Genomic DNA, 22,759 nt, shown 5'->3' with positions numbered 1-22,759 from the left:
ATCGATAAAGCGCACCGCAACCCTTGTGTCCCATGACTCTGACCCGCCCAGAGCTGGTGACCGACTACACCCTCAGCCGGTCCGCCATCGCGCACTTCGCCGAGCACGGATTCGTGAAGCTGAAGAACGTGCTCAGCGCCGAGACCATCGCGGCCTACGAGCCGGAGATCACCGGCAAGGTGATCGAGCTGAACACCCAGGACCTGCCGCTGGACGAGCGTGACACCTACGGGAGGGCGTTCCTGCAGGTGATGAACCTGTGGCAGGACAGCGAGCAGGTGCTGGAGTTCGTCTCCTCACCGCGGCTGGCGCGGATCGCGGCGCAGCTGCTCGGTGTGCAGTCGGTCCGGCTCTACCACGACCAGGCGCTGTACAAGGAGTCCGGCGGCGGGGTCACCCCGTGGCACGCGGACCAGTACTACTGGCCGTTCACCACCGACCGGTGCGTGACGGTGTGGGTGCCGCTGCAGGAGACGCCGATGGAGATGGGCCCGCTGTCGTTCGCCGCCGGCAGTCACGTCTTCGAGCACGGCCGGGACCTGCCGATCAGCGACGAGTCGGAGCGCGTCCTGCAAGAGGCGCTGGCCGAGCAGAACTTCACCGAGGTCTCCGAGCCGTACGAGCTCGGCGAGGTCAGCTACCACCTCGGCTGGACCTTCCACCACGCGCCGCCGAACACCACGGACATCCCCCGCCGCGTGATGACGATCATCTACGTCGACGCCGCGATGGAGATCGCGCCACCCGCCAACAAGTACCAGGAGGCCGACCTGGCCACCTGGATGCCCGGCAACCAGCCCGGCGACCAGGTCTCGTCTCCCCTCAACCCGTTGCTGTACTGATTCAGTACGCCCGGTCCCACCGTCCGTCGGCCTTGGCCCGTTCCACCTGCTCACGCCCGGCTGCAACCATCCGGCCCTCACTCTCCAGCCGCGCGACGATCCCCACGTTCCGTTTCGACCAGATGCTGCGACGGCGCCGGGGCGTGAACCGCTGCAGGAAGGTGCGTTCGTCGCGCGTCCGCCGCTGCCCGTCGATCCAGCCGTGACAGAGCGCTTCGTCGAGGGCCTGGTCGTAGCTGAGGCTCGTCGGCGTGGTCACGTTCTTCTTCGCGAGGACCAGCCAGATCCCGTCGTTGACCTGGTGGTTCTCGGTGAGCCAGTCGTGCCAGGCGTTCGCGTCGGCGAGCACGAGTTCGGTGCTCATGACGCGGCCGCGGTGTAGCGCTGGGCCAGGTGGGCGGCGGCGTCCTTGAGCTCCTGGGGGCCGATGAACTCCAGGTCGCACTCGAACATGCCGTAGTTGGCGGCGAGCCCGGTCCAGGACCAGCCGTTGAGGATGAGGCGGCAACTGGTCGGGGTGATCTCCTCGACCACCGCGTCGCGGCCGGCCCACTGGGCGATGTCGGACGCCTTCGCCTGCAGGATCGCCTCGCCGCGGCACGGCCACTGGTCCCGGGACTTGAACTGGTTCGAGATGTACGTCGCCACGTCGGGCGCCGGCAGCTCCCGCGGGGTGAACCGCGGACCGGTCGGCGTCTTCGGCGTCATCCGGTCCACCCGGAACGTCCGCCAGTCCTTCCGGTCCAGGTCCCAGCCGACCAGGTACCACTTCCAGCCCCAGGTCACCAGGTGGTGTGGCTCGACCTTCCGCGGCGGCACCCACTCGTCGTCGTTCGACGCCCGCGGTGACGCGTAGTCGAACCGCAGTACCTCCCGGGCCCGGAGCGCCATCCCGATCGCGATCAGGTGGTCCGAGTCCACCTTCGTCCGGCGTGAACCGGCGTACCGGTCGACCGTCGTGACCTGGAGCGCGTCGACCCGTTGCCGCAACCGTGCGGGCATCACCTGGCGGACCGTGGCGAGCGCGCGCAACGCGCCTTCCTCGATGCCGGTGACCGTGGTGGTCGCGGTCTGCAGGGCGACCGCGACCGCGATCGCCTGGTCGTCGTCGAACAGCAGCGGCGGCAGGTCCGCACCCGCGTCGAGGCGGTAGCCGCCGTCCGGTCCCTTGGTCGCGCGCACGGGGTAGCCAAGGTCGCGCAACCGGTCGACGTCGCGGCGGACGGTGCGCGGGCTGACCTCGAGTCGTTCGGCCAGCAGCGCGCCCGGCCAGTCGCGGCGGGCCTGCAGCAGGGACAGCAGCGAGAGAAGTCGGGCCGAGGTTTCGGACATGACTTCAGATTGCCACGAGTACAGGCCAGAACCTGTCCGCTACTGCTGGAAAAGTCGTGCTTACCAACCTCAGCAGAAGGAGACATCCGTGATCAGCACCCGAGAGCTCACCCGGGACTTCGCGGTGAGCCGCACCGAGACCGTGCACGCCGTCCGCGGGATCAGCCTGGACGTCGAACCCGGCGAGCTGGTCGCCGTCCTCGGCCCGAACGGCGCCGGCAAGACGACCACCCTGCGGATGCTCACCACCCTGATCGCGCCGACGTCGGGCACCGCGACAGTCGCCGGGTACGACGTGACCGCGCACCCCAGCCAGGTCCGCCGCCGGATCGGGTACGTCGGCCAGGGCAACGGCGCCGGCCACAACCAGCGGGCCGGTGACGAGCTGGTCGGCCAGGGCGTCATCTACGGACTCGACCGGCGGGCGGCAAAGCGCCGTACCGGCGAGCTGATGGAGGCGCTGGAGCTGACCGAGCTGGCCGGCCGCAAGGTGTCCGAGCTGTCCGGTGGTCAGCGGCGCCGGCTCGATGTCGCGATGGGTCTCGTGCACGCGCCGAAGCTGCTGTTCCTGGACGAGCCGTCGACCGGGCTGGACCCGCAGAACCGGGCGAACCTGTGGGACCACATCCTGCGGATGCGCGAGCAGTACGCGATGACGATCGTGCTCACCACGCACTACCTGGACGAGGCGGACTCGATGGCCGAGCGGGTCGTCGTGGTGGACCACGGCCAGGTGATCGCGGACGACACGGCCGAGGCGCTGAAGGCCAAGCTGGCCGGCGACCGGCTGGCTGTCACGGCCGCGCCGGGCCACCTCGCGAAGCTCGCCGAGCTGGCGAAGAAGTTGCCGGGAGCCACGGAAGTCGTTGCCGTCGGCGACGAGCTCAGCGTCCGGGTCGCGGACGGGCCGGCGGCGCTTCCGGAGCTGATCACAGCAGCCCAGCAGTACGGCGTACCGGTCGCGGCGGCGCAGGTGCATCGCCCGACCCTCGACGACGTGTTCCTCAACCTGACCGGCCGCAGCCTCCGCGAGGCTGCTGCTGCGACCAACGGAAAGGCAGCCTGACATGACCACCACCCTCGCGCTTTCGACCACCCCGGTCCAGGTTGCGGACGAGCCGCGGCGGAGCCTGGTCCGCGACATCCGGATCGTCATGGCCCGGGAGCTGAAGCCGGTGCTGCGGGATCCGTTCTCGCTGCTGTTCGGGATGATCCAGCCGCTGGTGTTCCTCGGGCTGTTCGGGCCGTTGCTGGCCGGCTCGATGGGCGCGACCTTCGGCGACGGCGTCTGGCAGTGGTTCGTCCCGTCGATCCTGGTGATGACCACGCTGTTCGGCACCTCGACGACCGGCGCGAACCTGCTGTTCGAGTTCCAGACCGGCGCCCACGAGCGCATGCTGGTCACGCCGCTGTCGCGGTCGTCGCTGCTGGTCGGCCGGGCGCTGAAGGAGATGGTGCCGCTGTTCGGGCAGGCGGTCGTGGTGATCGCGGTGATGACGCCGTTCGCGTTCGACCTGCACCTGGGCGGCGCGGTCGTCGGCCTGGCGCTGCTCGCGGTGTTCGGGGTCGGGCTCGGCGCGTTCAGCTACGCGCTGGCGATCGCGGTCCGCAAGCAGGACTGGATGTTCTGGGTGGTGCAGCAGACCTTCCTGTTCCCGCTGATGATCCTGTCCGGGATGCTGCTCCCGCTGGAGACCGGGCCGGGCTGGATGAAGGTCGCGGCGAAGTTCAACCCGCTGTCGTACGTCGTCGACGCCGAGCGGACGCTGTTCTCCGGTGACGTGCTCTCCAGCGCGGCCCTGTGGGGCTGGGTCGCCGCGATCGTGACCGCCGTACTCGGCCTGACCGTCGGCATCCGGGCGATGCTGCGCTCGGCCAACTGACCCCACATCAGCACAGCGTCCGAAGGACGTCGAGGAGGGTTGTGCTGGCCCAATTGGGCCACTGGCTCTGCTGAGCCGCGCAAAGTGAGGCGGATCACTTACGGTGGCGGACAGATCACCCACCGCCCACTAGGAGATCTGATGAGGCCCCGCCCCGCCCTGCTCAGCATGCTCGGATCCATGCTCGGATCCCTGGCCGTCGCCGCGCTCGCCACCTCGAGCGCGGTGGCGGCCGTTCCGTCTGCGCCCGACGAAGCCCCGGCCGCGGCCGCGGCCGTGCTGGCGACCGACACCGACGGCGACTCGCTCCCCGACACCTGGGAGACCAACGGGTACGACGCCAACGGTGACGGCACCATCGACGTGAACCTGCCCGCGATGGGCGCGTCGCCGACCAAGAAGGACCTGTTCGTCGAGATGGACTACATGGCCGGCCGGCTGACCAGCACCGCCGGCCTGGACCGGATCGTCCAGGTCTTCGCGTCCGCGCCGGTCAGCAACCCCGACGGCACCACCGGGATCAGGATCCACCTCGACGCGGGTGCCGCGGCCGGGGCGGCGTACAACCTCGGCGGCGGCAACCAGGTCCCGTACGACAACAACCTGCAGCCGTCCGGGTCGCAGACCAACGCGATCAAGAACGCGAACTTCGCCAGCGCCCGCCGTGCGGTCTTCCACTACATGTTGTGGGCCGACAGCTACGACAACGGCTGCAGCAGCGGCCAGGCGTTCGCGATCCCGAACGACACGTTCATCGTCACCGTCGGCCCGAAGTGCGGCTGGGCCGGCACCGACGACCAGGAGGTCGGCACCTTCATCCACGAGCTCGGGCACAACCTGGGCCTGCGGCACGGCGGCACCGACCACGGCAACTACAAGCCCAACTACCTGAGCGTGATGAACTACTTCTTCCAGCTCGGCGGGGTGCTGCGGTCCAACGGCACCCTGTACTGGGGCTACTCGAACGTCGCCCCGGCTGCGCTGAACGAGACCAGCCTGCGCGAGTCCGTCGGCCTCGGCAGCTCAGCCTCGGCGTGGAGGACCAAGTGGAAGTGCCCGAACGGCACCACCCGGACGACGTCCGGCGCGGCCAGCGGGCCGATCGACTGGAACTGCGACGGTGACGCCACCGACACCACCGCCGCGGACATCAACGACGACAACGCCAACACGACGCTGACCGCGCAGAACAACTGGGCGAACATCGTCTTCGGCGGCGGCGCCGTCGGTCAGGGCGCGAACCTCCAGGCCAAGACCGCGGCGTCCGAGCTCCAGGAGATGACGCACTCCGAGTACGTCGAGCTGCAGCACAGCCACCGCTGAGCGGCGCATCGCCCCCGCGCCTTTCAGGTGGGCGCGGGGGCGATGCGGACCGCCAGCACTCATCAATTGCCGCGGAGACGCGCGGCTGAGCGTGCGTCCGCCTGCTCGACACCGATTGTGGAGTGCTGGCGGTCCGTCAGCGGAGATGCGCTGCGGTGACCCGGTGGAGGTGGATCAGAACGTCGTACGTCTGGCCGAGCTTCACCGGGAGGTCGGGCCACGGGTAGGCGGTGCCGATGTCGCGGGTCGGGCGGGCGACGTTCAGCCAGTCCTTGGTCTGCTTCGGGAGGGTCCGCAGATCGACCAGGTAGTCGTCGTACGGGACCTTGTCGAGGGTGTGCTCGTTGTTGCCGGCCGGTGCGGACGGGATGGTGAAGGTACGTAGCTGGCCCTGTGGGTCCTCGGTGTCGTTGGCGTTGAACGAGCCGCTGTCGAAGCTCAGGCCGACGTTGACGTAGTCCTTGCCGAGCTGCTCACGCAGGAACGCGCCCTGGATCTTCGGGTACTGCGACGGCATCGACGAGTCGTAGCCGACGTGCCCGTTGTGTGCGGACAGGACCGCTTTGTCACCGGTCGTCCTGGTCCACCAGGCCGTGTTGTCGGCCATCGCCTGGTCGCGGAACAACATTGCCTTCGGCAACTCTGTCGGGCTCTCGACGTCGAAGGAGTACAGCTTGGTGGTCTGCCAGATCGCCCGCGCGTGCTGGATCGCCCAACGGTCCTTGGTCTGCTGGACGATGGTCAGGGCTTCGCGGGCGGATGCTTCGAGGGCCTGGCGCTCTTGCAGGGGCTTGGCGAAGTACGTCGTACTCCACTCGTTGTACTCCGCGGTCGAGCGGATGCCGGCGTACAGACGGGTGAGCCTGGGATCCTTCGCGGCGACGCGGTCGATCAGGGCCGGGCTCGCGTAGCCGACATCGTCGCCGACGAAGCGGAGCTTGCGGGTGTGGGTGCGGTTGTAGCCGCGCATCCACTCGATCAGGTCGAGGTACTCCTGGACGTTCCAGAATCCGTACGCGCCCTGGAACTCGCGGCGCATGATCGCGCGCGGGTCGCCGACACCGCTGACGACGTACCGGTCGAGCTCGAGACCGGTGCTCCAGCTCGCCTCCAGGACGAACGCGGTGAAGCCCTTCTGCTCGACCAGCGTCCGGAAGATGCGGTGCTTGAGCGTGAAGAACTCGTGCGAGTTGTGCGTGGCCTCGCCGACGCCGACGACCTTCGCCGTACCGACCATCCTGGTCAGTGGGCGAAGGTCCCAGGCGTTGCCCGACGGGTCGGTGCTGATCAATGGATGGGCTGCTCGGGTGAGCGCGGGAACCGGGTTGCGGATCGCTTGCGCGGGCGGCGCTGCGGTCGCTGTGGACGCGGGCAGCGCCACTGCGGCGAGCAGGGCGACAGCGGCCGGAACTCTCTTCATCGAAGCCTCCTTGGTGGGTGCTTCAACCCTGTCCCGGCCGCCCGCCGCTCCCCATCCTGCAGTCTCCCGACCTGGGGTGGTGCCTGCTCTACTACTGCTGCCAGATTCCGGTCTTCGCGGTCTCGCGGGCCCACTCGGTGAAGTCGCGCGGGGCGCGGCCGAGGACCTGCTGGACGCCGTCGGAGACGTACTCGGACCGGTGGTTGCGGATCACCGCGAACAGGTCGCGGACGGCCTCCGCGTCCTCCTGGACGAGGCCCTCCGCGACCAGTTCGGTGACGTGAGCCTGCGGCTCGAGGTCGACGTACTCGATCGGCCGGCCGGTCGCCGCGGTCAGCTCGGCGGCGATCTCGGTCATGTTCAGGTACCGGGGTCCGGAGATGGCGAGGGTGGCGCCGGTGTAGGCCTCGTCCAGCAGTACGGCGGTCATCACGTCGCCGACGTCGTTGGTGTCGATCCAGGCCTCCCCGCCGGTCCCGGCCGACACCCGGATCTCGCCGGCCAGCACGTGGTAGCGGAGGAAGTCCTCGCTGAAGCCCTGCGCGAACCAGGCCGGCTGGATGATCGTCCAGTCGGCGCCGGAGTCCTTGACCGCGTGCTCGAGCGCGAGCCCGCCGTCGTACACCGCGAAGTCGCGCCCCGGGCTGCCGACGCCGCGACCGGACAGCAGCACGACCCGGCGGAGGCCCTCGTTGGCGGCCTGCTTGATGAATCGGCCGGCCTGGGCGAGTCCGGTCGGCCCGACCGGCGGTGCCAGGTACGCCGTCTCGGCGCCGGCGATTGTCGCGGACCAGGTGCTGTCGTCGTACCAGTCGAAGCGCTGTGCGCTCGACCGCGAGGCCAGCCGGTAGGGGACGTTGCGCGCCTCGAGCTGCTCGGCGACGCGGCGGCCGGTCTTGCCTTTACCACTCAGGATGAGGATCGGTGTCGTTGTCATGGCTCAAGTTCATCGTGGTTCGTTGAGACAAACCATGGTTGTTCGGCGCAATTCGATGTCCGAGACGCTCAGTTGGCGTACTGTGGTCGACATGGACGTTCTCGACGACCTGCTGGCCGGGACCCGGGCGCGCGGTGGCGTGTTCAACCTGACGATCATGGATCCGCCCTGGGCGCTCGACATCCGCGAGGAGGCCACGCTGGCGCTGGCCACGCTGGTCCGCGGTTCGGCCTGGGTACAGCGGGACGGCATCGAGCCGGTGCGGATGGAGCAGGGCGACATGGCGGTGTTCACCGGGACGTCGCCGTACATCGTGGGTGATGCGCTGGGGACCGCGCCGCAACTGCGGATCCACCCGGGCGGACGGTGCGAACCGTTGCCTGGGGCACCTGTCGACTACAGCACGCGGCTCGGGGTGCGCACGTACGGCGGGCGGGCCGAAGGCGAGGCGATGGTTGTCAGCGGCTCCTACCAGATGGCCGGAGACGTGAGCCGGCGGCTGCTGGGGGCGCTTCCGTCGGTGCTCGTCGTACCGGCCGCTGAGGTGGCGGGGTCGGTGATGGACATCGCGCTGGCCGAGATCCAGCGCGACGAGCCCGGTCAGCAGAGCGTGCTGGATCGGTGGCTCGATCTGGCGTTGATCACCACGCTGCGGGCGTGGTTCGCGCGGCCGGAGTCGCACGCGCCGGGGTGGTACCACGCGCAGAGCGACCCGGTTGCCGGACTTGCCTTGCGGCTGATCCATGAGAATCCGGCGCATCCGTGGAGCGTGACCGAGCTCGCCGACCGCGTCGGTGTCTCCCGAGCCAGCCTGGCCCGCCGCTTCACCGCGCTCGTCGGCGAGGCCCCCATGACCTACCTCACCGGCTGGCGCATCACCCTCGCCGCCGACCTCCTCCGCGACACCCGGGACACCGTCGAATCCATCGCCCGCCAAGTCGGCTACGCCAACGCCTTCGCCCTCAGCGTCGCCTTCAAACGAGTCCGGGGCACCACCCCCACAGCCCACCGCCGCACCGCAACTGCCGCCTGAATTCTTCCCCCGCACCCGCGACGCGCGGCTAGCCCGGTTGGTCGGCGTTCTCGGTGGACGGCAGGCGTGGGGCATGGCGGACGGAGGGGCTGGCGGTCGCGGCCAGCGCGGTGGTCAGCATCAGGGCGGCGAGGATCAGGACGGAGCTGACGGGGCCGACGGCGGTGAGGAGAAAGCCGGCGCTGAGGGAGGCCAGCGGCATGACTCCCCAGGAGAGGGTCATGGCGGCGCTGGTGACGCGGCCCAGCAGTTCGTTGGGGACCAGGACGGTTGCGTAGGTGACGATCACGACGTTCCACAGCGGTCCGATGAACGCGCACGCAGCTCCGACGACACCGATCAGCACCGGGCTCGGCGCGATGGCGAACAACGGCAGCAGCGCGGCCCAGACCCAGTTGACCCCGATGATGACGGTCTTGGGCTGGAAGCGGCGGTGCAGCTTGGTCGCCGCGAGCGCTCCGACGAGGCCGCCTCCGCTGTAGATGCCGAGCATCACGCCGATCGCGGTGGAGGTGGCGCCCTGCCGCTGGGCCAGGACCACGATGACCAGCATCAGCGCCTGGAACACGAAGTTGCTGATAGCAATCAACAGGATCGCGGCGCGGATCAGCGGGTAGCGCCAGACCCAGCGCAGGCCGGTGACCGTCGCCTGCCACAGCGGTTCCGGCGGCGGCTTGTCGTCGTTCTGCAGGTTGCTTCTGATGAACAGCAGCCCGAAGGCGGCCACGACGTACGAGACCGCATCGGCCACGAACGGAACAGCGCGGTCGAGGCCGAACAGCACACCGCCCAGCGGCGGACCGGCCAGCGCCGCGCCCCGGCTCCGGGCTTCGTTGTGCGCCACCGCGGTGGACAGCAGCGCGACCGGAACGATCTTCGGCAGCGCCGCCCGCTCAGCCAGCCCGAAGAAGACGAAGCACAGCCCCTGCACGAACGCGACCACGGCCAGGTGCGCGATCGTCAGTGCGCCCAACCACAGGGCGATCGGGACAGTGGCGACTGCCACCCCCGCGACGAGCTCGCTGATGAGCAGGATCCTGCGCCGGTTCCACCGGTCCACGAGCGTTCCGGCCGGCAGGTTGGCGATCAGGAACGGAAGTGTCCCCGCGGCGCCGACGAGTCCGGCGTCGGCCGGCGAGCCAGTCGTCGCGAGCACCAGCAGCGGCATCGCCGTACCGCTGATCGAAGCGCCCAGTGTCGAGACGACCTGGCCGCTCCACAACGCCACGAACTCACGGTTGCGCCACAACGACGGCCGTACGGCGGTCTCCTGCGCGGGCGCGGCAGTCATTGCGCGTCCCCTGGGTCCGGGGTGGGGAACGCGTGGAACACCACCGAGATGTGCCGGCTCCCGGGCGCTGCCTGCCTGGGGTCGCGGTGCCACCGGTTCAGGAACGCGATGTACTCCTCGCCGAACTGGGTCAGCTCCTCGGGGGTGAGCGTGGTGGCTCCGAAGGAGTGCATGGCAGCCGCGGCAAAGTCGCCGTACGCCGGTCTGTCGGACAGGTACGCGGTCAGGTCGCGATCGGCCCGCTCCATCCACTGCCTGCCGATCTCGTCGGCGGCGAGGGCGATCTCGGGGTCCGCCGGACGGCGTGGCAGGCGGACATCCTGCGGGATGGCGCGCCAGTACCTCCGGCGTCCGGCGGAGCGCTCGGTGTCCTCCTCGATGAACCCGAACCGGGCCAGCTGCCGCAGGTGGTAGCTGGTCGCGCCGCGGTCTTCGTCGAACTCGGCGGCCAGGTCGGCGGACGTCGCCGATCCGTGCCGCTGAAGCCAGTTCAGCAGCTGCTGGCGGAGCGGATGCGCGAGCGCCTTGAGCGCGTCGATGTCGGACAGAACCCGCGGTCGGAAGTCGGCCATGATGAGAAGATACCTATGCAAAGATTTCTTCTCAATAGGTCGCGGCCGGAAACTCCGGCTGATCGGGGCCCTGTCTAGTGGGTGGTGGTCCTCATGAAGGCCAGGGCCTGGGGCCAGGCGAGGCGGAAGGCGTCCGCGTTGACCGGTTTGTCGTGGCGGGACTTGTCGGAGAAGCCGTGGTCGGCGGCCGGGAAGTACTGGGTGAACGTCGCGCCGGTCGGGCGGGCCTGGAGGACGGTCTGGAGGGCCTCGAAGTCGGCGTTGGGTACGGCGGTGTCCGCGCTCGGGTAGCTGACCAGCACCGGCGCGGTGATCGCGCCGGCCTCGGCGATGGCGTCGTACGTGTGGTGCGGCGGAAGCTTCGACGGGACGGTCGGGTGGAACGCGACCACGTTGGTCACCCGGTGGTCCCGCGCCGCGAGCAGGAACGCGAACCGCCCACCGAGGCACCAGCCGATCACCCCGACCTTGCTGCACCCGAGCTCACCGGTCAGGTAGTCCAGCAACTCGGTCTGCTCGGCCAGCGCCTTGTCGTCGTCCATCTCCCGCAGCAGCGCACCGAGCTCCTCGCGCGTCGAGTTGTCCGTACTCCGCCCCTTGAACGGATCCCACACGAGCGCCGTGATCCCCTCCCCGGCCAACTCGTCAGCCCACTCCCGAACCTGCTCCCCGATCCCCGTGATCATCGGCAACAACAACATCCCGGCCCGCCCCACCCGCGCCAGATACCCGTCCTGCTCCCCGACCCGCACCGTCACACCCATCCCCAAATCCTAGACAAGAGGCTTCACCGCGCGGACCCAAACCGCGCCTGCGTGAACCTCACCGGCACGGATTCCTGCAGCCGCACACATCTCTGGGGTGGGTCAGCTGTTGAGGGCGACGTACTTGGTTTCCAGGTACTCGTGGATTCCTTCGGGGCCGCCTTCGCGGCCTAGGCCGGAGTGTTTGGTGCCGCCGAAGGGGGCGGCGGGGTTGGAGATGATGCCTCGGTTGAGGGCGATCATGCCGGTGTCGACTTCTTCGGCGAGGCGGAGGGCGGTGGTGAGGTCGCGGGTGTAGGCGTAGGCGGCCAGGCCGTACTCCGTGTCGTTGGCCAGCTGGATCGCCTCGTCGACGGCGGCGAAGCGCGTGATGGGGGCGACCGGGCCGAAGATCTCCTCGTGGAGGCACGCCGCGTCGGGCGCGACGTCGGTCAGGACGGTCGGCTGGTAGAACCAGCCGGTGGCGGGGACCGGCCGGCCGCCGGTGCGGACCTTCGCGCCACCGTCGACGGCGTCCTGCACGAGCTGGTCGACCTTGTCGCGGGCAGGTTCGTCGATGAGCGGTCCCACCTGGACGCCCGGCTCGGTGCCGCGGCCGACGCGCAGCGACGCCATCCGGTTCGCGAGCCGGCCGGCGAACTCGTCGGCCACGGACTCGTGCACCAGGAACCGGTTGGCGGCCGTGCAGGCCTCCCCCATGTTCCGCATCTTCGCCACCATCGCCCCCTCGACCGCGGCGTCCAGGTCGGCGTCGGCGAGGACCAGGAACGGCGCATTGCCGCCGAGCTCCATCGAGACGCGCAGCAACTGGGTGGCCGACTGCTCGACGAGGCGACGGCCGACTCCGGTCGAGCCGGTGAAGGTGAGCTTGCGGAGCCGGGGGTCCCGGATGAGCGGCTCCATCACCTCACCGCTGCGGGACGCGGTGACGACGTTCAGTACGCCGTCCGGGAGCCCAGCCTCCTGCATCAGCGCGGCGAAGGCGTACATCGACAGCGGTGTCTGGGCGGCCGGCTTGATCACCATCGTGCAACCGGCCGCCACCGCCGGCCCGACCTTGCGGGTGCCCATCGCCAGCGGGAAGTTCCACGGCGTGATCATCAGGCAGGGCCCGACCGGCTGCTTCATCGTCATCAGCCGGCTGGTCCCGTCCGGCGCCACCGACCACCGGCCGGAGATCCGCACCGCCTCCTCGCCGAACCAGCGGAGAAACTCGGCCGCGTACGCGACCTCGGCCCGCGCATCCGCCAGCGGCTTGCCCATCTCCAGCGTCATCAGCAGAGCGAGCGAGTCGGCGCGTTCGATCATCAACTCGTACGCCCGCCGCAAGATCTCGCCGCGCGCACGCGGTGCGCTCCGAGCCCAATCGGTGCGCACGGCGGCGTCCAGCGCAGCCAGCGCATCGTCGGCAGTCGCATCGGCGACCTCCGTGAGTACGGCGCCGGTCGCCGGGTCGTGGACCTCGAAGGTCCCGCGCGATCCCGGGACGACGTCGCCGCCGATCCACAACCCCGTCGGTACGGCGGAGACGACGGCCTGCTCCTGCGTGCTCATCGGGCAATCCCCTTCTCGAGTCGTTCCCGAACCGACGTCAGGTAGCGCGCGGCATCCGCGCCGTCCACCAGCCGGTGGTCGTAGGTGAGAGACAGGTAGGCCATCGAACGGATCGCGATCAACTCATCTCCGTTGCCACCGGCAACTACGACCGGCCGCCGGACGACGGCGCCGAGGCCGAGGATCGCGGACTGGGGCGCGTTGAGGATCGGGGTGTCGAACAGCGCGCCGCGGCTGCCGGTGTTCGTGATCGTGAAGGTCCCGCGGGTGAAGTCGTCGGCCGTCGCCGCACCGTTCCGGGCCCGGTCCGCGAGCTCGGCGATCCGGCGGGCGAGCCCGCCGGCCGTCAGGTCGTCGGCGTTGCGGATGACCGGCACAACCAGTCCTTCCGCCGTGTCCACCGCGATGCCGAGACCGACGGACGACGGGTAGGTGATCGTTCCCGCCGCCAGGTCCAGCTGGGCGTTGATCACCGGATGCCCGGCGAGAGCCTGTACGGCGGCCTCCGCGACGAACGCGAGCACCGACGCCCGACCGCCAGTCCGGGTGCGGAGCTCGTCGCGTAGGCCGACCACGCGGGTGAGATCGACCTCCACGACCGTCGTGAGCTGCGCCGACTCCTGGAGCGACCGGTGCATCCGCTCGGCGATCACCTTCCGCCGCCGCGACAATCGCTCGACCCTGACCTCCGAAGACCCCGCGGACCCAGAGGGCGCTGTCGCAAACGCTCGTACGTCGGCAAGCGTCGCCCGCCCGTGCCGACCGGACGGGCGGACCGCGGCGAGATCGACCCCGTGCTCCCGGGCCAGCCGCCGTACCCGCGGACTGTCCCGGTGCCGGTGCACGCTCACGCCTGCATCGCCTTCTCGATGTCGGTGACGATCCGGTCGACCGACGGGATGACGAGGTCCTCCAACGAGTCCGCGGACGGCAACGGCACGTGCGGACTGGTGATCCGCACTACTGGCCCGTCCAGGTCCCAGAACGCCTCGTCGCTGACGATCGAGGCGATCTCGGCGCCCCAGCCGAGGGCGCGCGGATTCTCCTCGACGGTGAACAGCCGCCCGGTCCGGCCGACCGACTCCAGGATGGTGCGGGCGTCGAGCGGGATGAGCGACCGTACGTCGATCACCTCACAGCTGATCCCGCGCTCCGCGAGTTGCTCGGCGGCCGCGAGCGCCCGGGGCACCATCAGGCCGAGCGCCGCGATGGTCGCGTCGGCACCGGTACGGCGTACCTTGGCCTGGCCGAGGGTGTCCTCGACGATCCCGTCGGGGACTTCTCCCTTGCTGGCGTAGAGACCCTTGTGCTCGAAGAACAACACCGGGTCGTCGCTGCGCACCGCGGCCGCCATCAGCCCGACCACGTCCTCGGGGCACGACGGCGTGACCACCTTGATCCCCGGCACCGCCATCGCCCAGTTCTCGATCGACTGCGAGTGCTGAGCGCCGAACCGGAGCGATCCGCCGTTGCCGCTCTTCACCACGAGCGGGATCGTGACCTGGCCGGCGGTCATGTAGCGGGTCTTCGCCATCTGGTTCACCACCAGGTCCCAGCAGACCGCGAAGAAGTCGGAGAACATGATCTCCGCGATCGGCCGCAGCCCGGTCATCGCCGCGCCCATCGCGGCGCCGAGGATGGCCTGCTCGGAGATCGGGGTGTCGATCACCCGGCGCGGCCCGAACTGGTCGAGCAGCCCGGCGGTCGTCTTGAAGACGCCGCCGGAGCCGGCCACGTCCTCGCCGACCAGCACCACGCGCTCGTCGCGCCGCATCTCCTGGGCGATGCCGCGGGCCACCGCCTCCCGGTAGGTCAGTTGCGCCACGAGTGTCCTCCGTCCGCCCATACGTCGGTGTACGCCGATGCCGGGTCCGGCACCGATCCGTTCTTGGCCGCCTCGGTCGCCGCGTCCACGGCCTCGCCGACCCGGCGTTCGATCTCGTCCAGCTCCCCGGCGGCGAACCCGAGCCGGCTGAGCCGGCCGCGGTAGAGCTTCAGCGGATCGTGCTCCAGCCATGCCTCGAGCTCGCCGGACGGCTTGTACTTGCCGGGATCGGCCCGCGAGTGCCCGCCGTGCCGGTAGGTCAGGGCCTCGATCAGGACCGGTCCCTGACCGGAGCGGGCGTGCGCGAGCGCGTCCCGGGCGGCGAGGTGGCAGGCGTCCGCGTCGTTGCCGTCGACCACGATCGGCTCGAGGCCGTACGCCGCGGCCCGGTCCGCGGCCGGACGTCGTACGGCGGTGATGTCGGAGATCGCGGTGTACTCCATGTACTGGTTGTTCTCGCACACGAAGACGACCGGCAGGTGGAAGACGGCGGCGTAGTTCAGCGCCTCGTGGAAGGCGCCGATGTTGGTGGTGCCGTCGCCGAAGAAGCAGACCGCGACCTGGCCGCTGTCCCGGTACTGCGCGGACCAGGCGGCCCCGTTCGCGATGGTCAGGTGCGCCCCGATGATCGCGTACGAACCCATCACGCCGTGCTCGACGCTCGTCAGGTGCATGGATCCGCCCTTGCCGCCGAGCAGCCCGTTGGCGCGGCCCAGCAGTTCGGCGAGGACACCTTCCATCGGCACGCCGCGCGCCAGTGTGTGGGCGTGACCGCGGTACGTCGCGAAGGTGTAGTCGTCGGCGCGCATCGCCGTGCCGAACCCGGCGGCGACCGCCTCCATGCCGAGCGACAGGTGCGTGGTGCCCTTGACCAGGTTCTGCATGAACAGGTCGTACGCGCGCTTCTCGAACTGGCGCATCTCCTGCAGCCGGCGGTACATCAGCAGCCGGGTGTCCCGGTCGACGGCGGCGTCGTCGTACCTGGTCTGGCTCCCGACCGGCAGCACGATCTCGTGCTCGCCGTACGCGTGGCGCTCGAGCGGCAGCGTCATACCAGTTCTCCGTTGAACACGGCCGTGTTGAGGTGCGACTGCGACTCACGCCGGGTCGGGAGCATGCCGCCGGTCGTGTAGTACCGCTTGCCGGCGACGAGCAGGTCCTCGGCGGGGAACTTCGTGATCACCTCGCAGCCGTCGGCGGTGACGACGAGCTCCTCCTCGATCCGGGCCGCGGACCAGCCGTCCCGGGCCGGCCAGTAGGTCTCGAGGGCGAACACCATGCCCTCCTCGAGCACCTCGGGGTGGTCGAGGGACACCAGCCGGCTGAAGATCGGCTTCTCCCAGATCGACAGCCCGACACCGTGCCCGTACTGCAGGGCGAACGCGGCCTCCTCGTCGGGAAAGCCGAACTCCTGCGCGGTCGGCCAGACCGAGACGATGTCGGCAGTGGTCGAACCGGGCTTCACCAGGGCGATCGCCTGGTCCATGTACTCGCGGCAGATCTTGTAGGCGTCGTGCTGGGCCGGCGAGGCGCTGCCGACCGCGAAGGTCCGGTAGTAGCAGGTCCGGTAGCCCAGGTAGCTGTGCAGGATGTCGAAGAACGCCGGGTCGCCGGGGCGGATGATCCGGTCGGAGTACACGTGCGGGTGCGGCGCACACCGCTCCCCGCTGATCGCGTTGACGCCCTCGACGAACTCCGAGCCCATGTCGTACAGCGCCTTGCTGACCAGCCCGACCGTCTCGTTCTCGCGGACCCCGGGCCGCAGGAACTCGTAGAGCTGGTCGTACGCCGCGTCCACCATCGAGGCCGCCTGGGTGAGCAGGCCGATCTCGTCGCGGGTCTTGATCCGCCGGGCCTCGAGGAAGACCTGCTGGCCGTCGACGACCTGGATGCCCGCCTGCTGAAGGGCAGCCAGGATCGGCAGTTCGATGACGTCGACGCCGAGCGGTTCACCGAGCAGCCCGCGCTGCTCGAGCTCGGTCCTGATCTTGCGCGCCACCTCCTCGGCGATCCCCGCGTCGGGGTGGAAGGCACCGCGCAGGGTGGAGATGCCGGCTCGTGCGCCGCCTTCCGGCCGGGCGCCGTGGTGCGGACCGTGGACGGCGTCCGCGGACTCGGGACCGGCGTGGTCGAGCCAGGGGTTGTAGAGCTGGTGGTGCCGCGCCGCCGACCCGAAGTCCCAGATGATCGGCTCCGCGCCGCGGACCAGGAGCGCGAAGCGGATCAGCTTGTCGTTCGCCCAGGTGCCGATGTGCGTGGCGGTCATGTAGCGGATGTTCGGGAAGTCGAACGCCAGGATCGCGCCGAGGTCGGAGCGGTCCAGCTCGGCCCGGAGCCGGGCCAGCCGCTCGGTGCGCAGGCGGTCGAGGTCGTGCCGCTGCTCCCAGTCGACGGCGTTCGTTCCAAAGGTGTGGATACCCACGTCAGTTCCTTTCTGTTTCGCCGGCCGGCTCGGCGGTGGCCGCGAACCAGGCCGTCATCGCGGCCATGTCCCGGTCACCGAGCCCGTCGTCCAGCGCGAGGCGGTGCAGCTCGAGGACCCGCCGTACGACGGACTCCTGCAGGCCGGCGGCGTCAGCGGCGCCGGCTGCCAGTCCGAGGTCCTTGGTGGCGGTGCGGAGGTCGAAGGCGACGTCGGTGCCCTCGGGGTCGGTGAAGGCCGGTCGCTTGTAGTCGAGGAAGCGATTCCAGAGCACGCCGGCCGCGAGCACGTCGAACAGCGCGGCAGGCGGGACACCGGCGGCGCGAGCGGTGACCAGGCACTCTGCCAGCGCCGTACTGAACGTGTGCAGCAGAGCGTTGATCCCCACCTTGGCAGCCGCTCCGGCACCGGTCGGTCCGACGTGGACGACCGTGCCGAGGGCATCGAGCACCGGACGGACCTGGTTGATCACGGCCGCGTCGCCGCCGGCCATCAGGCCGAGCTTGCCCTCCCGCGCGACGACCGTGCTGCCGCTCACTGGGCAGTCGACGAAGTACGCACCGGCCGCGGCGCACAGCTCGGCCGCCTGCCGGGCCGCGTGCACCCCGGTCGTCGAGCAGTCCACAACGACGAGCCCCTCCCGGGCATCCGCGAGGACCTCGCCAAGAACCCGGAGTACGGCGTCGCCGTCGGTGAGCATCGTGATGACGACATCCGCGTCGACGGCCGTCTGCGCAGGCGTCTCGGCCACCGCGGCTCCGGTCCGCTCGGCGGCCGCCAGGGCACGCTCCGACGTCCGGTTCCAGACCGTCACCGCGAACCCCTGCCGGGTGAGGGCGGTGACCATCTCGGCACCCATCCGGCCGAGTCCGCAGAAGCCGACCCGCGCGGTCATGAGAACACCTGCGGATCGACGAGAAGCTTGCCGCGCGCGCTGCCGGTCGCCATGGGCGTGAGCGCATCCTCCACAACCCGGTCCAGCGGTACGACGCGTTCGACCAGCAGCGACGCGAGGTCACGCCGGGCCAGCAGGTCCAGGGCGGCCGGCAGGTTCCGGTCGCAGACGTGGGCCACGGTGGTCAGCACGTCGATCTCGCGCAGGATGAGGTCGGTGGCGACGAAGGACACCTGCCCATTGGGCAAGCCGACCAGGAGAACGGTCCCGCCGCGCCGGGTCAGCCGCTGCACCCGGCTCAAGCCGTCCGGCACCCCGCTGGCCTCCACCGTCACGTCGGCCAGCGCAGCGCCCGTCAGCTCCCGCACAACCTCCAGCGGGTCGGTCGAGGACGCGTCGACGGTGACGTCTGCGCCGAGCTTGGCGGCGGTGCCGAGCCTGCCCTCGTCGATGTCCACAGCAACGATCAGCCCGGCGCCGGCCGCTTTCAGCCCGGCGATGACGAACGATCCGATCGCGCCGGCGCCGTGCACGACCACGACGTCACCAGGGCGGACCCGGCTGCGATCGACCGCGTGCAGACCTACCGCGAGAGGCTGCGCGAGCGCGGCGTTGTCGTCGGCAACATGCGGCGCGATCGGGTGCAGCATCTTCTCCGGCACGGTGAGCTGCTGGGTGAGCCCGCCGTCGGCGGACAGCCCGTACGTCCAGTAGGACTGGCAAAGGTTGGTCTGGCCGCGTTCGCACCATGCACAAGTCCCGCACCAGACACCGGCTCCCGCGGCGACCCGGTCGCCCGCGGTGAAGCGTTCACCACTGCTCTCGACGATCCCGACGAACTCGTGCCCGAGCACGACCGGCCCGAGCACCCCGGAGTTCGGATGGCGGGCCTTCAGCGGCGTCATCATCGGCCCGGCCGTGTACTCGCTGAGATCCGTGCCGCACAGCCCGGCCCGAGTCACCCGCAGTCGCACCTCGCCCGGCCGGGGAGCCGGTGGTTCGGGACGCTCCTCGACGCGGACGTCGCCGGCAGCGTGCAGGACGACGGCCTTCACGCTGCACCGCCGTTCTCGATGTGCACCTTGACGTTCTCGTCCGTACGGCGGGCCGCGAGGTACGCCTCGGGAGCACGCTCCAGCGGATAGCGGCTGGTGATCATCGGCGTCAGGTCCAGCCCCGTCCGAGCCAGGAACCGCAGGGTCTCCGGCCAGACACCAGGCGACCCGATCGTGCCGCGGATCTGCAGCTGCTTGGACTGGATCAGCCCCAGCTTCGCCGTGGCACTTCGGCCGACGTCGATCCCGATGTTGACCAGCCGGCCGTTGAATCCGGCAACTTCCAGGGTTGCTGCCATCGCGGCCGGCTGACCGGAGGCCTCCATCACGACATCGGCGCCCCGTCCTGCCGTCAGCTCCAGCACCTGCTCGGCGAAGTCGTCCGCCGTCGGGTCGACAACCTCTTCGGCACCCAACTGCCGGGCGAGGTCAGCGCGGGTCTTGTCCGGTTCGGCCGCGAGGACCCGAGCACCCATCGTCGCGGCGACTGCCATGCAGCTCAGCCCGATCGGGCCGGCGCCGAAGACGACGACGGTGTCGCTCGCGTTCACGTTGCCTGCCCGCATCGCCGCGAAGTACGCGCAACTGAACGGCTCCACCAGCGCCGCCTGGCTGTCGGTCAGCTCGTCCGGGACCTTGTGCAGCCATTCCGGGCGTACGACGAAGTACTCCGCGGCGGCCCCGGAGATCGAGAAGCCGAAATGCTCCTGGCCGATCACGCACTCGCCCAGCACCCGGTCACCGGGCGCGAACCCGGTCACCTCCCGGCCGACCTCCGCGACCTGGCCGGACCACTCGTGACCGGGGACGATCGGGTACCCGAACGGGATGATGTAGCGCCCTTCCAGCAGCTCGAAGTCGGAGTGACAGATCCCCACCGACCGCAGCGCGACCAGGATCTCGCCGGCGCCGATCCGCGGTACGTCGACCTCGGCCAGCGTCAGCGTTCCGACGTCCTGGAACTGGACCGCCTTCATGCCTGCCCCACCCCCGCCGGGATGACGCGCTCGGCCCGCAGCCGGTCGAACAGCTCGAGGAAGGACCGGGCGCTGTCCTGGGTCCGGACGAATCCGGCCTCGCGGCTCTTGGCCATCGAGGCATGGGTCTCGACCGTCCGGCCGAGGTCGCTGTCGGTGTGCCACCAGGAGACCAGCCGGTCGACATCGGGCTCGGCGAGACCGTGCCGAGCGGCGAGCCGCTGCCAGGTCGCCGCGGCATCCCCCATCCGGCCCTCGAGCGGCGTCGGATGTCCGGGGTACGGCGCCGGCTCGACACCGAGACCGGTCGCCACCACCTCCCACATCTGCCGCCACCGAAAGGTGTCGCCGTTGGTGACGTTGAACGCCTCGTTCGCCGCCGCCGGCGTGGTCGCCGCCCAGACCAGGTGCTCGGCGAGCAGCCGCGCGTCGGTGATGTCGGTGGTGCCGTCGTACTGCTCGGGTGAACCGGGGAAGACGAACGGCATGCCGGTCTCGCGGGCGAGTGTGCCGTAGACGGCCAAGGTCACGCCCATGTTCATGGCGTTGCCCAGGGTGTAGCCGATCACGGTGTGCGGCCGGTGCACGGTCCAGCTGAAGCCGAACCGCTCGGCGGCCGCCCAGAGGATGTCTTCCTGCGTGTAGTAGAAGTTCTCGTGCGCCAGCCGCGGCTGGCGCTCGTGGAACGGCGGCTTGGCAGGGTTCTGCGCGTACGCCTCGAACGGGCCGAGGTAGTGCTTGAGCCCGGTCACCAGGCAGACGTGCTCCAGCGTGTCAGTGCGACCGGTGCTCTCCAGGACGTTGCGCAGCATCGATCCGTTGACCTCGATGTTGCGAGCCTCGGTCTCCTGTCGCGACCAGGTGCAGTAGAAGACGTGGGTGGCCCGGACCTCCTGGGCCGCCGCGGCGATCGACACCGGGTCGGAGATGTCCGCGCTGACGTTGCGCACCCCGTCGGTGTCCATTCCCTGCTTGCGGGACACACCGGTCACTTCCCAGCCGGACCGGGCCAGGTGCTCGGCGGTGTTGCGGCCGGTGAGCCCGGTTGCGCCGACCACCAACGCTCTGCGTTCAGCCATGGTGGTTGCTCTGGAAGAGTTCGAGCGTGACGCCGTTGGGGTCCTTGAAGTAGACGAACGCACAGCCCTCGAGCGGCCCGTCGTCGATGTGCAGTGGCGCCGCGAGGAACTCCACGCCCTTGCTGCGCAGGTCGTCGTACGCCGCCTGCAGGTCGGGCACGTCGATGCAGACGTGCGCGCTGCCGACGTCGGCGTTGGACCGGTCGTAGGTGTCCTCGCGGTCGTTGTCGTAGTGCAGCAACTCGACCACGCAGCTGCCGAAGCGCAGGAACGCGAACCGTAGCTTGGCCTCCGGCACGCCGACCGCCGTGGCCAGCTCCGGACCGGAGCCCTCGGCAATGAACTCGGGCGTCAGCCCGAACACCCGCTCGTACCAGGCCAGTGAGGCCTCGAGATCGCGCACGGTGATGCCGACATGGTGCATGTCGCCGAACGAACTCATCGCAGTCTCCTCGGAATCGTCAGAACGCGGAGCGGACCAGCACCTTGAGCTGGTCGCCCTGGGGATCGATCAACGGGTCGAAACCCTTGGTCACGACATCGGCCAGCCCGATCTCGGCGGTGACCACCCGACCGACCGGATAGGTGCCGGAAGCAACCATGCGGATGATCCGGGGCCAGTCGGTCATCCACCAGCACCAGCTGCCGTACAGGGTCAGGTCCTTCGCCGACAGCGCCATCGCGTCGAGCGTCGCCGGCTTGGTGTGCAGGCCGGTCTGGACGATGGCGGCCCGCTTGCGGGTCTGCTCCACGCACGAGGCCAGGCCCGGAGTGCTGCCGGAGCATTCGATCGCGAGGTCGACGCCGTCGCCATCGGTGAGCTGCCCGACCACCTCGTCGAGCTCCCCGGTGGTGGGATCCACGACCGGGCCGATGTCGAGTGCCGCGGCCAGCGCGGAGCGGTTCTTGTTCGGCTCGGAGATGACCACGGTCGAGGCTCCGACCGCGTTCGCGTACAGCGCGGACAGGATGCCGATCGGCCCCGCACCGGTGACCAGGACGACGTCGCCCCCGGTAACGCCGGCGCGTTCGACGCCGTACGCCGCGACCGCTGCGGGCTCGACGATCGCGCCCTCGAGATCGGAGACCTCGTCCGGGAGCTTGGCGACCTGGTACTCCTTCACCACGGCGTACTCGGCCAGGCCACCGGTCTCGGCGCTCAGACCGGTGCAGGCGAACTGCACGCACAGGTGGCCCTGACCGCGCCGGCAGTACCGGCAGCGGCCGCACACGATGGCCGGCATGATCGAGACGCGATCGCCGACGCGGACTCCGCGGACCGCCTGCCCGACCGCGGCCACCCGGGCGGAGAACTCGTGCCCGAGGGTCTGTGGCAACGTGACGCCGGTCAACGGGTGCGGAGTGACCGGAGTGACGATCGGGCCCACGGCGTACTCGTGCAGGTCCGTCCCGCAGATGCCGCAGTACAGGACCTCGACCAGGACGTCGTCAGGCTCCCGCACCTCCGGCGCGGCGACCTCCTCGACCCGGATGTCCTGCTTTCCGTAGTAACGCGCTGCTCGCACGGCAGTGTCCTTTCGTAGTCGGCGACGGG

23 protein-coding genes are annotated in these 22,759 nt (G+C 69.9%); 5 read left to right on the top strand and 18 right to left on the bottom strand.

From position 1 onward, the window contains the following. The first annotated feature begins 32 nt into the window (after positions 1 to 32). On the top strand, positions 33 to 842 hold the full coding sequence (locus tag ACWCOV_RS32705) for a phytanoyl-CoA dioxygenase family protein (protein ID WP_449833202.1): 810 nt from the start codon (positions 33 to 35) through the stop codon (positions 840 to 842). A 1-nt stretch (position 843) separates the two neighbouring features. Here ACWCOV_RS32705 and ACWCOV_RS32700 read toward each other — a convergent pair whose 3' ends face one another. Both ACWCOV_RS32700 and ACWCOV_RS32695 read right to left on the bottom strand, forming a co-directional pair. Beyond that, positions 844 to 1,206 (bottom strand): YdeI/OmpD-associated family protein, encoded by a 363-nt coding sequence (locus tag ACWCOV_RS32700; RefSeq protein ID WP_449833201.1) that lies wholly within the window; start codon positions 1,204 to 1,206, stop codon positions 844 to 846. Beyond that, positions 1,203 to 2,174: a helix-turn-helix transcriptional regulator gene (locus ACWCOV_RS32695; RefSeq protein WP_449833200.1), complete on the bottom strand. Its 972-nt coding sequence runs from the start codon at positions 2,172 to 2,174 to the stop codon at positions 1,203 to 1,205. Before ACWCOV_RS32695 ends, ACWCOV_RS32700 begins: the two co-directional genes overlap by 4 nt. A gap of 88 nt (positions 2,175 to 2,262) precedes the next feature. Here ACWCOV_RS32695 and ACWCOV_RS32690 point away from each other — a divergent pair, with 88 nt between their 5' ends. From ACWCOV_RS32690 to ACWCOV_RS32680, 3 genes are all read left to right on the top strand, one after another. Continuing rightward, positions 2,263 to 3,240: an ATP-binding cassette domain-containing protein gene (locus ACWCOV_RS32690; protein WP_449833199.1), complete on the top strand. Its 978-nt coding sequence runs from the start codon at positions 2,263 to 2,265 to the stop codon at positions 3,238 to 3,240. Between the two features lies 1 nt (position 3,241). Continuing rightward, positions 3,242 to 4,057 (top strand): ABC transporter permease, encoded by an 816-nt coding sequence (locus ACWCOV_RS32685; protein WP_449833198.1) that lies wholly within the window; start codon positions 3,242 to 3,244, stop codon positions 4,055 to 4,057. Positions 4,058 to 4,198: 141 nt separating this feature from the next. Then, positions 4,199 to 5,380, top strand: a complete 1,182-nt coding sequence (locus ACWCOV_RS32680) for a hypothetical protein (RefSeq protein WP_449833197.1) — start codon at positions 4,199 to 4,201, stop codon at positions 5,378 to 5,380. A 136-nt stretch (positions 5,381 to 5,516) separates the two neighbouring features. On the opposite strand, the gene ACWCOV_RS32675 is transcribed toward ACWCOV_RS32680, so the two are convergent. Together ACWCOV_RS32675 and ACWCOV_RS32670 are read right to left on the bottom strand one after the other, a co-directional pair. Beyond that, positions 5,517 to 6,800: an erythromycin esterase family protein gene (locus tag ACWCOV_RS32675; RefSeq protein ID WP_449833196.1), complete on the bottom strand. Its 1,284-nt coding sequence runs from the start codon at positions 6,798 to 6,800 to the stop codon at positions 5,517 to 5,519. A gap of 91 nt (positions 6,801 to 6,891) precedes the next feature. Beyond that, positions 6,892 to 7,737 (bottom strand): NAD(P)H-binding protein, encoded by an 846-nt coding sequence (locus tag ACWCOV_RS32670; RefSeq protein ID WP_449833195.1) that lies wholly within the window; start codon positions 7,735 to 7,737, stop codon positions 6,892 to 6,894. A 91-nt stretch (positions 7,738 to 7,828) separates the two neighbouring features. Between ACWCOV_RS32670 and ACWCOV_RS32665 the strand changes: the two genes are divergently transcribed. Further along, complete coding sequence (locus ACWCOV_RS32665; RefSeq protein ID WP_449833194.1) at positions 7,829 to 8,770, top strand: cupin domain-containing protein; 942 nt, start codon at positions 7,829 to 7,831, stop codon at positions 8,768 to 8,770. Between the two features lie 28 nt (positions 8,771 to 8,798). Here the strand turns inward: ACWCOV_RS32665 and ACWCOV_RS32660 are convergent, their stop codons facing one another. From ACWCOV_RS32660 to ACWCOV_RS32595, 14 genes are all read right to left on the bottom strand, one after another. Continuing rightward, positions 8,799 to 10,061 (bottom strand): MFS transporter, encoded by a 1,263-nt coding sequence (locus tag ACWCOV_RS32660; protein WP_449833193.1) that lies wholly within the window; start codon positions 10,059 to 10,061, stop codon positions 8,799 to 8,801. After that, positions 10,058 to 10,633: an ArsR/SmtB family transcription factor gene (locus ACWCOV_RS32655; RefSeq protein WP_449833192.1), complete on the bottom strand. Its 576-nt coding sequence runs from the start codon at positions 10,631 to 10,633 to the stop codon at positions 10,058 to 10,060. The genes ACWCOV_RS32660 and ACWCOV_RS32655 overlap by 4 nt, the downstream gene beginning before the upstream one ends. A 74-nt stretch (positions 10,634 to 10,707) precedes the next feature. After that, on the bottom strand, positions 10,708 to 11,397 hold the full coding sequence (locus ACWCOV_RS32650; protein ID WP_449833191.1) for a dienelactone hydrolase family protein: 690 nt from the start codon (positions 11,395 to 11,397) through the stop codon (positions 10,708 to 10,710). A gap of 102 nt (positions 11,398 to 11,499) precedes the next feature. Next, entirely contained in the window at positions 11,500 to 12,951 is a 1,452-nt protein-coding gene (locus ACWCOV_RS32645) for an NAD-dependent succinate-semialdehyde dehydrogenase (RefSeq protein WP_449833190.1), read from the bottom strand. Continuing rightward, positions 12,948 to 13,802 carry a 2-oxo acid dehydrogenase subunit E2 gene (locus ACWCOV_RS32640; RefSeq protein WP_449833189.1) on the bottom strand — a complete coding sequence of 285 codons (855 nt, stop codon included), beginning with the start codon at positions 13,800 to 13,802 and terminating at the stop codon, positions 12,948 to 12,950. Before ACWCOV_RS32640 ends, ACWCOV_RS32645 begins: the two co-directional genes overlap by 4 nt. Beyond that, complete coding sequence (locus ACWCOV_RS32635; protein WP_449833188.1) at positions 13,799 to 14,776, bottom strand: alpha-ketoacid dehydrogenase subunit beta; 978 nt, start codon at positions 14,774 to 14,776, stop codon at positions 13,799 to 13,801. The genes ACWCOV_RS32640 and ACWCOV_RS32635 overlap by 4 nt, the downstream gene beginning before the upstream one ends. Next, a complete protein-coding gene (locus ACWCOV_RS32630) occupies positions 14,764 to 15,828 on the bottom strand; it encodes a thiamine pyrophosphate-dependent dehydrogenase E1 component subunit alpha (RefSeq protein ID WP_449833187.1) in 1,065 nt (354 codons plus the stop codon). The genes ACWCOV_RS32635 and ACWCOV_RS32630 overlap by 13 nt, the downstream gene beginning before the upstream one ends. Beyond that, entirely contained in the window at positions 15,825 to 17,198 is a 1,374-nt protein-coding gene (locus ACWCOV_RS32625) for a M24 family metallopeptidase (RefSeq protein ID WP_449833186.1), read from the bottom strand. Before ACWCOV_RS32625 ends, ACWCOV_RS32630 begins: the two co-directional genes overlap by 4 nt. 1 nt (position 17,199) lies before the next feature. Then, on the bottom strand, positions 17,200 to 18,093 hold the full coding sequence (locus tag ACWCOV_RS32620; protein WP_449833185.1) for an NAD(P)-dependent oxidoreductase: 894 nt from the start codon (positions 18,091 to 18,093) through the stop codon (positions 17,200 to 17,202). Then, positions 18,090 to 19,148 carry a zinc-dependent alcohol dehydrogenase gene (locus ACWCOV_RS32615; RefSeq protein ID WP_449833184.1) on the bottom strand — a complete coding sequence of 353 codons (1,059 nt, stop codon included), beginning with the start codon at positions 19,146 to 19,148 and terminating at the stop codon, positions 18,090 to 18,092. The genes ACWCOV_RS32620 and ACWCOV_RS32615 overlap by 4 nt, the downstream gene beginning before the upstream one ends. Continuing rightward, complete coding sequence (locus tag ACWCOV_RS32610) at positions 19,145 to 20,125, bottom strand: zinc-dependent alcohol dehydrogenase (protein WP_449833183.1); 981 nt, start codon at positions 20,123 to 20,125, stop codon at positions 19,145 to 19,147. Before ACWCOV_RS32610 ends, ACWCOV_RS32615 begins: the two co-directional genes overlap by 4 nt. Beyond that, positions 20,122 to 21,204, bottom strand: a complete 1,083-nt coding sequence (locus ACWCOV_RS32605) for an SDR family oxidoreductase (RefSeq protein ID WP_449833182.1) — start codon at positions 21,202 to 21,204, stop codon at positions 20,122 to 20,124. The genes ACWCOV_RS32610 and ACWCOV_RS32605 overlap by 4 nt, the downstream gene beginning before the upstream one ends. After that, positions 21,197 to 21,646, bottom strand: a complete 450-nt coding sequence (locus ACWCOV_RS32600; protein ID WP_449833181.1) for a VOC family protein — start codon at positions 21,644 to 21,646, stop codon at positions 21,197 to 21,199. Before ACWCOV_RS32600 ends, ACWCOV_RS32605 begins: the two co-directional genes overlap by 8 nt. A 19-nt stretch (positions 21,647 to 21,665) precedes the next feature. Beyond that, on the bottom strand, positions 21,666 to 22,730 hold the full coding sequence (locus ACWCOV_RS32595; RefSeq protein ID WP_449833180.1) for a 2,3-butanediol dehydrogenase: 1,065 nt from the start codon (positions 22,728 to 22,730) through the stop codon (positions 21,666 to 21,668). Between the last annotated feature and the right edge of the window lie 29 nt (positions 22,731 to 22,759).

Source organism: Kribbella sp. NPDC002412 (assembly GCF_053592935.1).
This window is presented reverse-complemented; position numbering and strand designations above follow the sequence as displayed.

Excerpts from the sequence above, each read along its gene's own strand:
- ACWCOV_RS32705 (WP_449833202.1), top strand. The coding sequence starts at position 33 with ATGACTCTGACCCGCCCAGAGCTGGTGACCGACTACACCCTCAGCCGG.
- ACWCOV_RS32700 (WP_449833201.1), bottom strand. The coding sequence starts at position 1,206 with ATGAGCACCGAACTCGTGCTCGCCGACGCGAACGCCTGGCACGACTGG.
- ACWCOV_RS32695 (WP_449833200.1), bottom strand. The coding sequence starts at position 2,174 with ATGTCCGAAACCTCGGCCCGACTTCTCTCGCTGCTGTCCCTGCTGCAG.
- ACWCOV_RS32685 (WP_449833198.1), top strand. The coding sequence starts at position 3,242 with ATGACCACCACCCTCGCGCTTTCGACCACCCCGGTCCAGGTTGCGGAC.
- ACWCOV_RS32680 (WP_449833197.1), top strand. The coding sequence starts at position 4,199 with ATGAGGCCCCGCCCCGCCCTGCTCAGCATGCTCGGATCCATGCTCGGA.
- ACWCOV_RS32675 (WP_449833196.1), bottom strand. The coding sequence starts at position 6,800 with ATGAAGAGAGTTCCGGCCGCTGTCGCCCTGCTCGCCGCAGTGGCGCTG.
- ACWCOV_RS32670 (WP_449833195.1), bottom strand. The coding sequence starts at position 7,737 with ATGACAACGACACCGATCCTCATCCTGAGTGGTAAAGGCAAGACCGGC.
- ACWCOV_RS32665 (WP_449833194.1), top strand. The coding sequence starts at position 7,829 with ATGGACGTTCTCGACGACCTGCTGGCCGGGACCCGGGCGCGCGGTGGC.
- ACWCOV_RS32660 (WP_449833193.1), bottom strand. The coding sequence starts at position 10,061 with ATGACTGCCGCGCCCGCGCAGGAGACCGCCGTACGGCCGTCGTTGTGG.
- ACWCOV_RS32655 (WP_449833192.1), bottom strand. The coding sequence starts at position 10,633 with ATGGCCGACTTCCGACCGCGGGTTCTGTCCGACATCGACGCGCTCAAG.
- ACWCOV_RS32650 (WP_449833191.1), bottom strand. The coding sequence starts at position 11,397 with ATGGGTGTGACGGTGCGGGTCGGGGAGCAGGACGGGTATCTGGCGCGG.
- ACWCOV_RS32645 (WP_449833190.1), bottom strand. The coding sequence starts at position 12,951 with ATGAGCACGCAGGAGCAGGCCGTCGTCTCCGCCGTACCGACGGGGTTG.
- ACWCOV_RS32630 (WP_449833187.1), bottom strand. The coding sequence starts at position 15,828 with ATGACGCTGCCGCTCGAGCGCCACGCGTACGGCGAGCACGAGATCGTG.
- ACWCOV_RS32620 (WP_449833185.1), bottom strand. The coding sequence starts at position 18,093 with ATGACCGCGCGGGTCGGCTTCTGCGGACTCGGCCGGATGGGTGCCGAG.
- ACWCOV_RS32610 (WP_449833183.1), bottom strand. The coding sequence starts at position 20,125 with ATGAAGGCGGTCCAGTTCCAGGACGTCGGAACGCTGACGCTGGCCGAG.
- ACWCOV_RS32605 (WP_449833182.1), bottom strand. The coding sequence starts at position 21,204 with ATGGCTGAACGCAGAGCGTTGGTGGTCGGCGCAACCGGGCTCACCGGC.
- ACWCOV_RS32600 (WP_449833181.1), bottom strand. The coding sequence starts at position 21,646 with ATGAGTTCGTTCGGCGACATGCACCATGTCGGCATCACCGTGCGCGAT.